This window comes from Cupriavidus sp. SK-3, assembly GCF_000611145.1.
Lineage (GTDB): Bacteria > Pseudomonadota > Gammaproteobacteria > Burkholderiales > Burkholderiaceae > Cupriavidus.
Genome location: NZ_JFJV02000154.1, coordinates 22,905 through 37,282, shown reverse-complemented (window position 1 = coordinate 37,282; position 14,378 = coordinate 22,905). Strand labels below are relative to the sequence as shown.

The 14,378-nt window shown below is 66.2% G+C and carries 11 protein-coding genes; 7 read left to right on the top strand and 4 right to left on the bottom strand.

What is annotated here, in order from left to right; genetic code table 11:
• Nucleotides 1-262 precede the first annotated feature (262 nt).
• Nucleotides 263-1,201 (bottom strand): TIGR00730 family Rossman fold protein, encoded by a 939-nt coding sequence (locus tag CF70_RS15855; RefSeq protein ID WP_235185069.1) that lies wholly within the window; start codon nucleotides 1,199-1,201, stop codon nucleotides 263-265.
• A 4-nt stretch (nucleotides 1,202-1,205) separates the two neighbouring features.
• Between CF70_RS15855 and polA the strand changes: the two genes are divergently transcribed.
• The 4 genes from polA (at nucleotide 1,206) to CF70_RS15835 (ending at nucleotide 7,597) form a co-directional block, all read left to right on the top strand.
• Complete coding sequence (gene polA, locus CF70_RS15850; protein WP_035866450.1) at nucleotides 1,206-4,016, top strand: DNA polymerase I; 2,811 nt, start codon at nucleotides 1,206-1,208, stop codon at nucleotides 4,014-4,016.
• A gap of 199 nt (nucleotides 4,017-4,215) precedes the next feature.
• Nucleotides 4,216-5,544 (top strand): NAD(P)/FAD-dependent oxidoreductase, encoded by a 1,329-nt coding sequence (locus tag CF70_RS15845; RefSeq protein WP_035866447.1) that lies wholly within the window; start codon nucleotides 4,216-4,218, stop codon nucleotides 5,542-5,544.
• A 170-nt stretch (nucleotides 5,545-5,714) separates the two neighbouring features.
• A complete protein-coding gene (locus tag CF70_RS15840; RefSeq protein WP_035866444.1) occupies nucleotides 5,715-6,587 on the top strand; it encodes a dienelactone hydrolase family protein in 873 nt (290 codons plus the stop codon).
• A 182-nt stretch (nucleotides 6,588-6,769) separates the two neighbouring features.
• Nucleotides 6,770-7,597 carry a ZIP family metal transporter gene (locus tag CF70_RS15835; RefSeq protein WP_051648537.1) on the top strand — a complete coding sequence of 276 codons (828 nt, stop codon included), beginning with the start codon at nucleotides 6,770-6,772 and terminating at the stop codon, nucleotides 7,595-7,597.
• 30 nt (nucleotides 7,598-7,627) lie between these two features.
• Here CF70_RS15835 and CF70_RS15830 read toward each other — a convergent pair whose 3' ends face one another.
• From CF70_RS15830 to CF70_RS15820, 3 genes are all read right to left on the bottom strand, one after another.
• Complete coding sequence (locus CF70_RS15830; RefSeq protein WP_035866438.1) at nucleotides 7,628-8,485, bottom strand: sulfurtransferase; 858 nt, start codon at nucleotides 8,483-8,485, stop codon at nucleotides 7,628-7,630.
• Nucleotides 8,486-8,551: 66 nt separating this feature from the next.
• Complete coding sequence (locus CF70_RS15825) at nucleotides 8,552-9,472, bottom strand: DMT family transporter (protein WP_035866435.1); 921 nt, start codon at nucleotides 9,470-9,472, stop codon at nucleotides 8,552-8,554.
• Between the two features lie 245 nt (nucleotides 9,473-9,717).
• Complete coding sequence (locus tag CF70_RS15820) at nucleotides 9,718-10,821, bottom strand: aromatic ring-hydroxylating oxygenase subunit alpha (RefSeq protein WP_035866432.1); 1,104 nt, start codon at nucleotides 10,819-10,821, stop codon at nucleotides 9,718-9,720.
• A 358-nt stretch (nucleotides 10,822-11,179) separates the two neighbouring features.
• On the opposite strand from CF70_RS15820, the gene CF70_RS15815 reads away from it, so the two are divergent.
• From CF70_RS15815 to dxs, 3 genes are all read left to right on the top strand, one after another.
• Nucleotides 11,180-11,479 (top strand): exodeoxyribonuclease VII small subunit, encoded by a 300-nt coding sequence (locus CF70_RS15815; RefSeq protein WP_035866429.1) that lies wholly within the window; start codon nucleotides 11,180-11,182, stop codon nucleotides 11,477-11,479.
• Nucleotides 11,476-12,396, top strand: a complete 921-nt coding sequence (locus CF70_RS15810) for a polyprenyl synthetase family protein (RefSeq protein WP_035866425.1) — start codon at nucleotides 11,476-11,478, stop codon at nucleotides 12,394-12,396. Before CF70_RS15815 ends, CF70_RS15810 begins: the two co-directional genes overlap by 4 nt.
• 69 nt (nucleotides 12,397-12,465) lie before the next feature.
• Nucleotides 12,466-14,376 carry a 1-deoxy-D-xylulose-5-phosphate synthase gene (gene dxs, locus CF70_RS15805; protein WP_035866420.1) on the top strand — a complete coding sequence of 637 codons (1,911 nt, stop codon included), beginning with the start codon at nucleotides 12,466-12,468 and terminating at the stop codon, nucleotides 14,374-14,376.
• Nucleotides 14,377-14,378 lie beyond the last annotated feature (2 nt).

The following is a 14,378-nucleotide window of genomic DNA, read 5'->3' as shown; positions in this document are numbered from 1 at the left end:
TGCAGTGCTGCAGGCTCTGGGCATGCTGCACCACGAATGGCGCTGCAGTCCGGCGGCGCCGGGCTTTGGCAGTGTGTCAGGCTTCCATTCTAGCAATTCCTGCCCGCGCCGGGCCCCTTGCGGTGACCCGGCGGCCACCTTTAAGAGGCGGCCGCCCAAGCACGGGTCCGGAAATGGCGGGGGCTGTCGGCCGGCGGTGCAACATGCCGCCTCCGGGGCCTTGCGGCTCCGGAAGGGCGGGCGGCCCCGGTGCAAGCCCTGCTTACAGGTAGAACATCTCTTCCTTGGGCGGGATCGGGTTGTCGCCGCCGCGCTGCTCGTAGTACTCATAGACCGCTTCGAGCACTTCATGCGGCTCGTCGACGATCTTCATCAGGTCGAGGTCATGCTCGGCGATCAGGCCCATCGGCAGCAGCGTGAAGCGGAACCAGTCGAGCAGGCCCTTCCAGAAACGGCTGCCGAACAGCACCACCGGCACGGCACGGGACTTGCCGGTCTGCACCAGGGTCAGCACTTCGGCCAGCTCGTCGAGCGTGCCGAAGCCGCCCGGCATCACGATAAAGGCGTCCGAATTCTTGACGAAGGTCACCTTGCGCGTGAAGAAGTGGCGAAAGCGCATGGCGATGTCCTGGTACGGATTGCCTTGCTGCTCGTGCGGAAGCTCGATGTTCAGGCCGACGCTGGCCGATTTGCCTGCGTGGGCGCCCTTGTTGGCCGCTTCCATGATGCCCGGGCCGCCGCCCGAGATGACCGCGAAGCCGGCGTCGGAGAACAGCCGGGCGATCTCGATGGTGCGCTGGTAGTAGGGGGAATCCTCGCGCAGGCGCGCGCTGCCGTAGATCGAGACGGCCGGGCGGATCTCCGAAAGGTACTCGGTCGCCTCGATGAACTCTGCCATAATCGTGAACATTTGCCACGAGGCGCGCGCCTTCTTTGCAGTCGCGCGGTCTTCGTCGGCCAGCGCACGCAGGCTGGGAATCATCTTGCGTGGGTTGGCGCGGATGCCGGAGGCGGGAGCCGTATCTCCCGGGCCTTCGGCGGCAGTGCTGACCGTCACGTTCACGTCCATATCGGCCGCGGTGGTAATACTGCCTTCCGCGGCCTGCTTGAGGGTCGCCGCCGGGTTTTCGGCGCCGGCTGCGTCGGAGAGGGGGGCGGCGTTCGCACCGCCTGCGGCGGCACCAGTCAATTTTGAGTCCATGGGAATGTCGGATAGTCCAAAAACACTCTTGCTCGTCGATGGGTCGAGCTATTTGTATCGCGCGTATCACGCCCTGCCGGATCTGAGGAACGGGGAGGGGCTGCCCACAGGGGCAATCTACGGCATGATCAATATGCTGCGCAAGCTGCGCAACGATTTCCCGGCAGAGTATAGCGCTTGCGTGTTCGACGCCAAGGGTAAGACCTTCCGCGACGATCTTTATCCTGCCTACAAGGAGCATCGCCCGTCGATGCCCGAAGACCTTGCCAGGCAGATCGAGCCGATCCACGAGGCGGTGCGCGCGCTGGGCTGGCCGATCGTGGTGGTGGAGGGCGTGGAGGCCGACGACGTGATCGGCACGCTGGCCCGCCAGGCTACCGCCGAAGGCATGCGCACGGTGGTCTCCACCGGCGACAAGGACCTGGCCCAGCTGGTCGACGACCATGTCACCCTGGTCAACACCATGAGCGGCGAAGTGCTCGACCCGCCCGGCGTCGTGGCCAAGTTCGGCGTGCCGCCGGCGCGCATCGTCGACTACCTCTCGCTGATCGGCGATGCGGTGGACAACGTGCCCGGCGTACCCAAGGTCGGCCCCAAGACGGCGGTCAAATGGCTCACCGAATACGGTACGCTCGACGACATCATGGTCGGCGCCGCCGGCATCAAGGGCGTGGTGGGCGAGAACCTGCGCAACACGCTGGAGTGGCTGCCCAAGGCGCGCGAGCTGGTGACGGTCAAGACCGACTGCGACCTGAAGAGCTCGCTGGCCGATTTCCACCAGCTCAGGGAAAGCGGCGAGGACAAGGAAAAGCTGATCGATTTCTTTGCGCGCTATGGCTTCAAGACCTGGCTGCGCGAGGCGACCGGTGAAAGCCTGCCGAACCCCCGTGCCCAGGCGCGCGCCAGCGCGGCGCAGCCCGCTGCCGGCGGTACGGCGGCGGCAGAGGCGGGCCCGGCCCAGGGCGGTCTGTTCGACGACGCCCCGGCGCCCGCGCAGATCCGCTACGAAACCGTGGCGACCGAGGCGGCGCTGGAAGCCTGGATGCGGCGCATCGAAACCGCGCCGCTGGTGTCCATCGACACCGAGACCACCTCGCTGGACCCGATGCAGGCGCAACTCGTCGGCATCTCGCTGTCGATCGAGCCGGGCGAAGCCTGCTATATCCCGGTTGCCCACCGCGGCCCCGATGTGGTCGGCCTGGAGGCCAACGGCCAGCTCGGGCGCGAGGCCGTGCTGGAGCGCATGCGTGCCTGGCTGGAGGATCCGTCGCGCGCAAAGGTAGGCCAGAACCTGAAATACGACTCGCATGTTTTCGCCAACCACGGCGTGAATTTCCGTGGCATCGCGCATGACACCATGCTGCAGAGCTACGTGCTGGCGTCCCACCGCAACCACGGCATGGACAGCTTGGCCGAGCGTCTGCTCGGCCTCAAGACCATCAGCTACGAGGAAGTGTGCGGCAAGGGCGCCAGCCAGATCGGCTTCGACCAGATCGACATTGCGCGCGCCACCGAATACGCCGCCGAGGACGCCGACGTCACGCTGCGCCTGCACCGCAACATGTATCCGCAGGTGGAGGCCTTGCAGGGCGTGCGCTACGTCTACGAGCAGATCGAGATGCCGGTTTCCGTGGTGCTGCAGAAGATCGAGCGCAACGGCGTGCTGATCGATTCCGACCGCCTGGGCGCACAGAGCGCGCAACTCGGCCAGCGCATGCTGGAGCTGGAGCAAGCCGCCTACGAGGCCGCGGGCCAGCCCTTCAACCTTGGCTCGCCCAAGCAGATCGGCGAGATCCTGTTCGGCCAGATGAAGCTGCCGGTGGTCAAGAAGACCGCCAGCGGCGCGCCTTCCACCGACGAAGAAGTGCTGCAGAAGCTGGCCGAGGATTACCCGCTGCCCAAGCTGCTGCTGGACTACCGTGGCCTGGCCAAGCTCAAGTCCACCTATACCGACAAGCTGCCCAAGATGGTCAACCCGGCCACCGGGCGCGTGCATACGAGCTATGGGCAAACCACCGCGGTGACCGGCCGGCTGGCTTCGACCGAGCCCAACCTGCAGAACATCCCGGTGCGCACCGAGGAAGGCCGCCGCATCCGGGAGGCCTTCATCGCCGCCCCCGGCAATGTGATCGTGTCGGCCGATTATTCGCAGATCGAGCTGCGCATCATGGCCCATATCTCGGGCGACGAGAACCTGATGCGCTCGTTCGCCGAAGGCGAGGACGTGCACCGCGCCACCGCGGCCGAGATCTTCGGCGTCAGCACGGATGCGGTCAGCAGCGAGCAGCGCCGCTACGCCAAGGTCATCAATTTCGGCCTGATCTACGGCATGAGCGCATTTGGCCTGGCCAGCAACCTCGGCATCGAGCGCGAGGCGGCCAAGCACTATATCGACCGTTATTTCATGCGCTACCCCGGCGTGGCGCGGTACATGGAAGAAACGCGGCAGACCGCGCGCGAGCAGGGCTTCGTCGAGACCGTGTTCGGCCGCCGCCTGTGGCTGCCGGATATCAATGGCGGCAACGGCCCGCGCCGCCAGGGCGCCGAGCGGGCTGCCATCAATGCGCCGATGCAGGGCACCGCCGCCGACCTGATCAAGCTGTCCATGATCGCCGTGCAGAACTGGCTTGAGCGCGACGGCCTGGGTACGCGCCAGGTGATGCAGGTACACGATGAACTGGTGCTGGAAGTACCGCAGGCCGAGCTGGAACTGGTCAAGGTGAAGCTGCCGGAGCTGATGTGCTCGGTGGCTGAGCTGCGCGTGCCGCTGGTGGCCGAGGTCGGTGCCGGCAGCAACTGGGAGGAGGCGCACTAAACGCACGGGGCGGCCCCTGGGGCCGCTCCGGGATTGCCCCCGTCCCGCTATTCCTGCATTCTGGTTCCGATTGAAGCGACCGCTGAATCGGTGATTGGCGTCTTGCCAGTCTTGCTGCTGTGCAGCAGACTGGCGGAAAGCCGGGGTCACTGGCTCGCGTCAGGCCCCGCAAAAGAATATCGACGACACTGGGTAGATCATGAGCACAGAGGGAAGGGCGCATCGCATCATCGTAGTCGGAGGAGGAGCAGGCGGTCTGGAACTGGTCACGCGGCTGGGCGACAAGCTCGGCAAGAGCGGGGCCGCGCAGGTGGTACTGGTGGACCGCTCCCCCACGCATATCTGGAAACCGCTGCTGCATGAAGTCGCCGCCGGCAGCATGGATCCCCACACCCATCAGCTGGAATACGTAGCGCAGGCGCGCTGGCACCATTTCGAGTTCCAGCAAGGCGAGCTGACCGGCATCGACCGCACCCGCAAGACCATCGCGGTGGCGGCCTGCGTCGACCTCGACGGCACGGAACTGCTGCCCGCGCGCGAACTGCCCTACGACACCCTGGTACTGGCCATCGGCTGCGTGACGCATTTCTTTGGCGTGCCCGGCGCCGCGGACAACGCCATCGCGCTCGACACCGTGGACCAGGCGGAACGCTTCCGCCGCAAGCTGATCTCGGCCTGCGTGCGCGCCCAGAACGGACGCGGGCGCATCGGCGACGACGGCCGCCCGCGCGTGGATGTCGCCATCATCGGGGCCGGCGCCACGGGCGTCGAACTCTCGGCCGAGTTGCGCAATACCGCGCATGTGCTCAGCGCCTACGGGCTGCATCAGCTGGATCCGCGCCGCGACGTGCGCATCCACGTGGTCGAGGCCGGCCCGCGCATCCTGCCCGCGCTTTCCGAGCGGGTGTCCACCGAGACCACCAAGCTGCTGCGCAAGCTCGACATCGAGGTACTCACCGCCGAGCGCGTCACCGAGGTCACGGAGGATGCGGTGCTGACCGCCAGCGGCAAGCACATCGATGCCGACCTGACGGTGTGGGCCGCCGGCATCACCGCGCCGCCGGTGCTTTCCACGCTTGGCCTGCCGGTGAGCCGGATGGGGCAGATCGTGGTCAAGCCCACCCTGCAAAGCGAAGCCGATCCCGATATCTTCGCCTTCGGCGATTGCGCCAGCTGCCCCTGGCCCGAGAAACAGGGCGCCGTCCCGCCGCGTGCCCAGGCCGCGCACCAGCAAGCCGTGTTCCTCTACAACGCGCTGCGCGCGCGGCTGTCCGGCAAGCCGCTGCCGTCGTTCGCCTTCAAGGATCTGGGCTCGCTGGTGTCGCTGGGGCACTTCAGCGCGGTCGGCAGCCTGATGGGCGGCCTGATCGGCGGCTCGATGTTCATCGAAGGCCTCATGGCCCGGGTGATGTACACCTCCTTGTACCGCATGCATGTCATGGCGCTGCACGGTGCCGTGGGCATGGGACTGGATACCGTGACCCACTGGCTGCGCAGCAAGACCAGCCCGCGCGTCAAGCTGCACTAAGCTGAGCCGCATGAGCCGCGCAAGGGCGAGGTTCGCCCCTCTTGCCGGCCGCGTGCGCTGAACTCCATGTTTGCTTAGAATCGGACTCCCGGCGCTGCCAGTATCGACCGGCAGCGCCGCCCCATGTCTTGCCCACCCAGATTCGCCATCCAAGCCAAACAGGAGACCGCATGCTGAAGCCAGAAGTGGAAAGCCTCGTACCCGGCCAGTCCTATGACCGCCGCGCCTTCGTCAAGACAGCGCTGGGCTCGGCATTTGCCGCGGCCGCCTTGCCCGTGATGGCGCAGGCCATCAAGACCGATTTCGCCGGCCTTACCGCCGGCGAGGTCACCATTGCCTCGGGCGGCTTCAATATGCCGGCCTATCGCGCCCAGCCGGAAGGCAAGACCAACCTGCCGGTGATACTGGTGGTGAGCGAGATCTTCGGCGTGCACGAACATATCGCCGATATCTGCCGGCGCTTCGCCAAGCTGGGCTACCTCGCCATCGCGCCGGAGCTATTCGCGCGCCAGGGCGATCCCAGCAGCTTCGGCACCATCCAGGAACTGCAGTCCAAGCTGATCTCCAAGGTACCGGATGAGCAGGTCATGGGCGATCTCGACGCAGCGGTGGCCTGGGCCAAGGCCAACGGCGGCAATGCCAGCAGACTGGCCATCACCGGTTTTTGCTGGGGCGGACGCATCACCTGGCTGTACGCCGCGCATAGTCAGCAGGTCAAGGCGGGCGTGGCCTGGTATGGCCAGCTGGTGGGCGAGCCGACCCCGGTCAAGCCCAGGAATCCGATCGACCTGGCCGGCCAGCTCAAGGTGCCGGTGCTGGGCCTCTATGGCGGAAAGGACACTGGCATCACGCAGGAACAGGTCGAGAAAATGAAGGCGACGCTGGCGGCATCGAGCGATCCCTTTGCCAAGGCCTCCACCTTCGTGGTCTATCCGGAATCCGGCCATGCCTTCAATGCCGACTACCGGCCCAGCTACCGGGAAGCCGACGCCAAGGATGGCTGGCAGCGCTGCCTGGCGTGGTTCAAGCAACACGGTGTGTAGGGCGGTGCGATAGCTTGCGTTGAATCCTGGCGCCGGCGGAGCGAGCGGCAAATACGGCTTGTGCCGCAGGATTTGCAAAGTCGGCGCCAATCTACGTACAATGCGTGCTTCGTTTCTTGCAACAGTGTTGCGTCTAAGGTCGGTGCCGCTACTGTTGAGCGGATAGCCGGTCCCGGGAGCCCATCATCCATTCCACGCTTGTCTACATCCTGCTTGCCGCCACCATCTCGGGGGTGGGCAGTATCCTGGGGGCGGCGCTGCTGTCGCTGACGGTAGCCTCGCGCGTGGTCGAGCGCATGGTGAGCTTCTCGGTCGGCGTGCTGCTGGCCACGGCCCTGCTGCATTCCCTGCCGGAGGCCTTCGAATCGGGCGCCGATCCGCGTGCCTTGTTCGGCACCCTGCTGGCCGGCCTGCTCGGCTTCTTCCTGCTGGAGAAGGTGGCGCTGCTGCGCCACTCGCACCATCACGAAGGCGACGGGCACCACCACCATCACGGCCACGACCGCGAGGAAGCCGGCCGCAGCGGCATGGCCATCCTGGTGGGCGATACCTTCCACAACTTTGCCGATGGCATCGTGATCGCCGCCGCTTTCCTGGCCGATCCGCATATCGGCCTGGTCACCGCGCTGGCCATTGCCGCCCACGAGATCCCGCAGGAAGTTGGCGATTTCATCGTGTTGCTCAACGCGGGGTTCTCCAAGGCGCGCGCCTTTGCCTTCAACCTGCTGTCCAGCCTGGCTGCCATTGCCGGCGGCGTGGTGGGTTACTTCCTGCTCGACCAGATGAGCGGCTGGATTCCCTACGTGCTGGTGATCGCATCGAGCAGCTTCGTCTATATTGCCGTCAGCGACCTGATGCCGCAGATGCAGCGCAAGCCGCGCTGGCGCGAGTCGATCATCCAGGTGGTGCTGGTGGCCACCGGGATCTGCGCGATCTTCTTCATCACCAATGGCGTGCACGAGGCGCATGGCCATGCCCATGCGCACGGCGTGGCGGCTTCCGCCAGATAAGGAAGCCTGGGCGGCGCAAGCCGCCCGCGTTCAGGCGCCGCTTGCCACCGGCCGGGCCGGGTCGGCGCACCACTCGCTCCAGGAGCCCGGATAGAGCGCGGCGCCCGGCAAGCCCGCCACCTCCAGCGCCAGCAGGTTGTGGCAGGCGGTCACGCCCGAGCCGCATTGCATGACCGCCTCGCTGGCCGGCGTGCCGCCCAGCACCTGGCCGAACTCCTGCTTCAGCGCGGCGGCCGGCTTGAAGCTGCCGTTGCCTTCCAGGTTGTCCTTGAAGAAGCGGTTGACCGCGCCGGGGATATGCCCGCCGACGGGGTCGAGCGTTTCGTTCTCGCCGCGGAAACGGTCCGCTGCGCGGGCATCCACCACCAGCCGCTTCGGGTTTGCCAGGTTGGCCAGCACTGCGTCGGCATCCACCGTGGGCACCAGCGAGGCCTTGCGTATCAGGTTGCCGGGCGTTTCGGGGTCTGGCGTATTGCCGGCCTCGAGCGGCAGGCCGGCCGCCACCCATGCGTTCTTGCCGCCATCCAGTACCGCCACCGCGCCGTGGCCCAGCCAGCGCAGCAGCCACCAGGCGCGTGCCGCGTACATGCCGCCCTGCGCATCGTAGGCGATGACCTGGGTGTCTTCATTCACGCCGAGCGCGCGCAGGCGCGCGGCCAGCGTATTGGGATCGGGCAAGGGGTGGCGGCCGTTGCTCCCCGTCTTCTCGCCGGACAATTCGTTGTCCAGGTGCAGGTATAAGGCGCCCGGCAGGTGGCCCACATGGTAGGCATCGCGTCCGGCGGCGGGGTTGGCCAGGTCGAAGCTGCAGTCAATCACGACGCTGTGGCGGCTGCTGTCTTCGCGCAGCGCGCGCAGGTCCTGGCTGGAGATCAGGGTGGTGAACATGGCATAACCTTGGGTTGGGAGGGCTGTGCGGCATCGGCGGGTGAGCACCGTTCGCCACCTTGGATGCTACACCTCGGGGTGCACTTCCGCCTCGGGGGACTTGACCGGGGTATCGGCGGTCGGCTGCTTGTTGGAGCTTTCGCGGGCCCGGGTCAGGGTGGTGGCGATGCCGCTCGCGATGATCAGCGCCATGCCTACCCAGGACAGCCAGTTGAGCTGGTCGCGCCAGATGATCATGCCCCAGAAGCTGGAGAACACAATGCCGGCGTATTGCAGGTTGGCGGTGAGCAGCGTGTTGCCGCGCTTGTAGGCGCGCGTCATCGCGGTCTGCCCGAGCGTGGCAAGGATGCCGATGGCCAGCAGCAGGCCCGCCCCATGCCAGGTGTGGGCGCTTGGGCCGGTGAGCAGCATCCAGGCCAGGCCCACCACCATCCCGACTGCCGAGAAATAGAACACGATGCGCCCTTCGGGCTCGCCCAGCTGGCCGAGCTGGCGCACCTCGACATAGGCCAGCGCGGTGAAGATGCCGGAGATAAGTCCGATCAGGCCGCCGGTGAGCTGGTTGTGGCCGACGGACGGCTGCAGCAGGCACAGCACGCCGGCGAACGACATCAGGATGGCGCCGATCAGCTTGCGGTCTGCGCCGCCTGTGCCCGCCAGCGCGGCGCCGGCGCCCAGGATCAGCGCGATCCAGACCGGCGACATGTAGTTCAGGGTCATCGCCGTGGCCAGGGGCAGCATGGTGATCGAGGTGAACCACAGCAGCAGGGCGGTCACGCCGAACAGGCTGCGCTTGATGTGCATGGACATATGCGGCGTGCGTACCGAGGTACCCGACGAAGCCAGCACCGTCCACATGATGATCACGCCGATCAGGCTGCGGTAGAACACGATCTCGCCGGTGGCATAGAACTCGGACGCCAGCTTGACGCCTACCCCCATCAACGAAAAGGCGAAGGCGGCGAACAGCATCCAGAGCGATTGCATGGCGGGGCGAAAGGAAGAATGAACAGCGCGCGAGCCGCGCCTGGTGATTGACAAGCAGGGCGGCATCGCGAAAGGCTTCGCGCGAAGCGAATGGCCGGCGCAGGGGCGGCGAGGCGCCGGGCGCACACCGGAAGCGGCGATTGTAGCAGCGCGAGTGCACCGCACCAAACGCAAAACGGACCGCCCGGGCGGTCCGTTTTGTTCGCCGCGATGCCTGTGCGGCCCGCAAAGCCTTTTCCCGCTGGTCAGCCGGTAAAGGACATGGCGCGGCGATACCATTCATGAAAGTGCTGCATACCGTCTTCCATCGGCGACTGGTAGGGTCCTGTCTCGCTGACGCCACGCTTCGCCAGTGCGCGGCGCCCGGCGTCCATGCGCTCGGCGATCTCGTCGTCCTCGATGCAGGTTTCCATATACGCTGCGCGCTCCGCCTCGACGAACTCGCGCTCGAACAGCACGATTTCCTCGGGGTAGTAGAACTCCACGACATTGCGTGTCTTGTTCGGCCCGAGCGGGTGCAGGGTCGATATCACCAGCACGTTCGGGTACCACTCCACCATGATGTTGGGGTAGTAGGTGAGCCAGATCGCGCCGTACTTGGGCAGCACGCCGTTGTTGAAGCGCAGGACAGCCTCATGCCACTTCTGGTACGTGGGGCTGCCGGGGCGCTTGAGGCCGGCATGCAGTCCCACCGTCTGGACGCTGTGCCAGTCGCCGAACTCCCAGCTCAGGTCGTCGCAGGAGACAAAGCTGCCCAGGCCCGGGTGGAACGGTACGACGTGGTAGTCCTCCAGATAGACCTCGATGAAGGTCTTCCAGTTGTAGTTGCACTCGTGGATCTCGACGTGGTCGAGCAGGTAGCCGTCGAAGTTCAGGTCCTCGGCCACGCCCAGGCGCGCCAGGTCGGCCCGCACATCGCGCTCGCCCTCGAACAGCAGGCCGTTCCAGTTTTGCAGCGGCGAGCGTTTCAGGTGGACGCACGGCTGCTCGGCGAAATGCGGTGCGCCGAGCAGTTCGCCCTTCAGGTCGTAGGTCCAGCGGTGCAAGGGGCAGACAATGTTTTTCGCATTGCCGCGGCCGTTGAGCATGATGGCCTGCCGGTGGCGGCAGACGTTGGACATGAGCTCGATCCCGTCGGCATTGCGTACCAGGATGCGGCCCTCGTCCTCTGCCGCGAGCGCGTGATAATCGCCCGGCTCGGGGATCATCAGTTCATGGCCGACATAGCCAGGGCCCTTCTTGAACAGCAGTTCCAGTTCTTGTTGGTGCAGTGCCTCGTCGATGTAGACGTTGACGGGCAGTTGCGTATCAGCCGGCACCAGTTTCAGCGCGGTGCTGAGATTGGACATTATCCCCACTCCCTATGACAGGCGAAAGCAGTGAACAACCCAACCATCGAAAAGAAATCGATATGGGAAAGACAGTCAGCCGCGCCCTGGTCCGCTTCCGGGCCAGTGGATTTAGTTCGCGCTGACGAACCGCGGATTGTACCCGAGGCAAAAAGTTAAGGGACTGATTTTTTTGCCTTTTTAGCGAAAAAGTCGACCCGGGTCGTCATGGGGGTGCCGTTCAGGGCGCATTCGGAAAGACGACCCAAGCGCACAAGTCACTTTCGGACAACGGCCTGAGGGGCACCCCTATGCAAGGGATGCGGGCATCGCCTCGCTTTGGCGTAAAATCCCTGCTTCCCCAGATTCCATGTCCGCAATGCCAAAGACAACGAGCTCCCCGGCCCAGACCGATCCGGCCGCGACCGACCAGCGGTCCGCCTCCGCGCCGCCCGCCTCCTACGAAGCCGCCATGGCCGAACTGGAGGGGCTGGTAGCCAGCATGGAAGGTGGCGCATTGCCGCTGGAAGATTCGCTGGCGGCGTACAAGCGCGGGGCTGAACTGGTCCGGTACTGCCAACAGATGCTCGAGCGCGTGGAGCAGCAGGTCAAGGTGCTGGAAGGCGACGTCCTCAAGCCCATGCCCGCCGAAGCCGGCATCCAGGGAGACGCGGAATGAGCGACTCTCGCCAGAATGTGGAAGCCGGCGATTTCGCCGCCTGGATGCGCGCCCAGGGCGCCAGGACCGAGGCCGCGCTCGATGCCGCGTTGCCCACGAATGCAACAGTGCCTTGCACGCTGCACGAAGCCATGCGGTATGCTGTGCTCGGCGGCGGCAAGCGTGTGCGCCCCTTGTTGGTGCATGCGGCCGGCGAAGTGGCCGGTGCGGCGCCCGAGGCTTGCGACGCGGCCGCCAGCGCGGTGGAGATGATCCACGCATACTCGCTGGTGCACGACGATATGCCCTGCATGGACGATGACGATTTGCGTCGCGGCCGTCCTACTGTGCACAAGGCCTACGATGAAGCGACGGCGCTGCTGGTGGGCGACGCGCTGCAAACGCAGGCATTTGTGGTGCTGGCCGAGTCGGCGTCGCTTGCCTCGCTGGACGCCGCCGCGCGCTTGCGCCTCGTGGCCGAGCTGGCCCGGGCCTCGGGCTCGGTCGGCATGGCGGGCGGGCAGGCAATCGACCTGCAGCATGTCGGCCTGGCGATGTCGCTGGGCGAACTCGAGGCAATGCACCGCATGAAGACCGGTGCCTTGTTGCGGGCCAGCGTGCGCATGGGCGCCTATTGCGGCACGGTGGACGAGGCAGGCATGGCCGCGCTCGACCGCTATGCCGCGGCCGTGGGCCTCGCGTTCCAGGTGGTGGACGATATCCTCGACGTGACCGCGGATACCGCCACGCTGGGCAAGACCGCCGGCAAGGACGCGGCCCATGACAAGCCGACCTATGTGTCGTTGATGGGGCTCGAACCTGCCCGCCAACTGGCCGGGCAGCTCCGGACCACGGCGCACGAGGCGCTGGCAGGCTTCGGCGCGCGCGCCGGACGCCTGGCCGAACTGGCCGATCTCATCGTGCTGCGCTCGAATTGAGCGCGAGCTGAATTGACAAGCAGGAAAACCGACAACCGGGCACAAGAATCCGGCCGCCGAACGGACATCATGACCTACGCACTGCTCAAAACTATAGACGACCCCGCAGCCCTCCGCCGGCTGGACCGCCGCCAGCTTAAGACGTTGGCCGACGAACTCCGCGCCTACGTGCTCGAATCGGTGTCGCAAACCGGCGGCCACCTGTCGTCCAACCTTGGTACGGTCGAACTGACCATCGCGCTGCACTACGTCTTCCATACACCGGACGACCGCGTGGTATGGGACGTTGGCCACCAAAGCTATCCGCACAAGATCCTGACCGGGCGCCGCGACCGCATGCACTCGCTGCGCCAGTGGGGCGGCATCTCGGGTTTCCCGCGCCGCAGCGAAAGCGAATACGACACCTTCGGCACCGCGCATTCCTCCACGTCCATCTCGGCGGCGCTGGGCATGGCGCTGGGCGCCCGCACGCTGGGCGAGAAGCGCGTTTCCATCGCCGTGATCGGCGATGGCGCGATGACCGCCGGCATGGCCTTCGAAGCCATGAACAACGCCGGCGTCTACAAGGACCTGCCGCTGCTGGTGGTGCTCAACGACAACGACATGTCGATCTCGCCGCCGGTCGGTGCGCTCAACAACCACCTGGCCCGGCTGATGAGCGGCAAGTTCTATGCCGCCACCAAGAAGGGCATCGAACGGGTGCTGTCGGTGGCCCCGCCGGTGCTCGAGTTCGCCAAGCGCTTCGAGGAACATGCCAAGGGCATGGTGGTGCCGGCCACGCTGTTCGAGGAATTCGGCTTCAACTACATCGGCCCGATCGATGGCCACGACCTCGAGTCGCTGGTGCCGACGCTGCAGAACATCCGCCAGCGCGCCCTCGAGGGCGGCGGCCCGCAGTTCTTGCACGTGGTCACCAAGAAAGGGCAGGGCTACAAGCTGGCCGAAGCCGACCCGATCCTCTACCACGGTCCCGGCAAGTTCAACCCGGCTGAAGGCATCCGTCCGTCGCCCAAGCCGGCCCGCAAGACCTATACCCAGGTGTTCGGCGACTGGCTGTGCGACATGGCTGCCGCCGATCCCAAGCTGGTCGGCGTGACGCCCGCCATGCGCGAAGGCTCGGGCATGGTGGAGTTCGAAAAGCGCTTCCCGAATCGTTACTACGATGTGGGCATCGCCGAGCAGCACGCCGTGACGTTCGCGGGCGGCCTGGCCTGCGAAGGCCTCAAGCCGGTGCTGGCGATCTACTCCACCTTCCTGCAGCGCGGCTATGACCAGCTGATCCACGACGTGGCGCTGCAGAACCTGCCGGTGGTGTTCGCGCTCGACCGTGCGGGCCTGGTGGGCGCCGATGGCGCCACCCACGCCGGCGCATACGACATCGCCTTCCTGCGCTGCATCCCCAATATGATGGTGATGACGCCGGCCGACGAGAACGAATGCCGCCAGTTGCTGACCACGGCCTTCCAGCAGGACTGCCCGACCGCCGTGCGCTATCCGCGCGGTGCCGGCGCCGGTGTGGCGACCGAGGCCGCGCTCACCGCGCTGCCGGTCGGCAAGGGCGAGATGCGCCGTACCGGCGGCGCGCGCGCCGGCCAGCGCGTGGCTTTCCTGGCGTTCGGCTCGATGCTGCACCCGGCTTTGGGCGCAGCCGAGGCGCTCGATGCTTCGGTGGCCAACATGCGCTTCGTCAAGCCGCTCGACGAAGAACTGGTGAAGAAGCTGGCGGACGAGCACGACTATCTCGTCACTGTCGAAGAAGGCTGTGTGATGGGTGGCGCGGGCAGCGCGGTGCTTGAAGCGCTGGCCGCCGCCGGCATCGCCGTGCCGGTGCTGCAGCTTGGCCTGCCCGACCGCTTCGTCGACCATGGCGATCCGGCCTTCCTGCTGTCGCAATGCGGGCTCGACGCCAAGGGCATCGAGCACTCCGTGCGCGAGCGCTTCAAGCTGACCCAGGCGGCGGTCGCCACGCGCGCGGCCTGATC

What these genes read in the sequence shown, in the direction of transcription:
- CF70_RS15830 (WP_035866438.1), bottom strand. Translation starts at nt 8,485, where the DNA reads ATGTTCACCACCCTGATCTCCAGCCAGGACCTGCGCGCGCTGCGCGAA.
- CF70_RS15855 (WP_235185069.1), bottom strand. Translation starts at nt 1,201, where the DNA reads ATGGACTCAAAATTGACTGGTGCCGCCGCAGGCGGTGCGAACGCCGCC.
- CF70_RS15815 (WP_035866429.1), top strand. Translation starts at nt 11,180, where the DNA reads ATGCCAAAGACAACGAGCTCCCCGGCCCAGACCGATCCGGCCGCGACC.
- CF70_RS15825 (WP_035866435.1), bottom strand. Translation starts at nt 9,472, where the DNA reads ATGCAATCGCTCTGGATGCTGTTCGCCGCCTTCGCCTTTTCGTTGATG.
- CF70_RS15840 (WP_035866444.1), top strand. Translation starts at nt 5,715, where the DNA reads ATGCTGAAGCCAGAAGTGGAAAGCCTCGTACCCGGCCAGTCCTATGAC.
- CF70_RS15810 (WP_035866425.1), top strand. Translation starts at nt 11,476, where the DNA reads ATGAGCGACTCTCGCCAGAATGTGGAAGCCGGCGATTTCGCCGCCTGG.
- polA (WP_035866450.1), top strand. Translation starts at nt 1,206, where the DNA reads ATGTCGGATAGTCCAAAAACACTCTTGCTCGTCGATGGGTCGAGCTAT.
- CF70_RS15820 (WP_035866432.1), bottom strand. Translation starts at nt 10,821, where the DNA reads ATGTCCAATCTCAGCACCGCGCTGAAACTGGTGCCGGCTGATACGCAA.
- dxs (WP_035866420.1), top strand. Translation starts at nt 12,466, where the DNA reads ATGACCTACGCACTGCTCAAAACTATAGACGACCCCGCAGCCCTCCGC.
- CF70_RS15845 (WP_035866447.1), top strand. Translation starts at nt 4,216, where the DNA reads ATGAGCACAGAGGGAAGGGCGCATCGCATCATCGTAGTCGGAGGAGGA.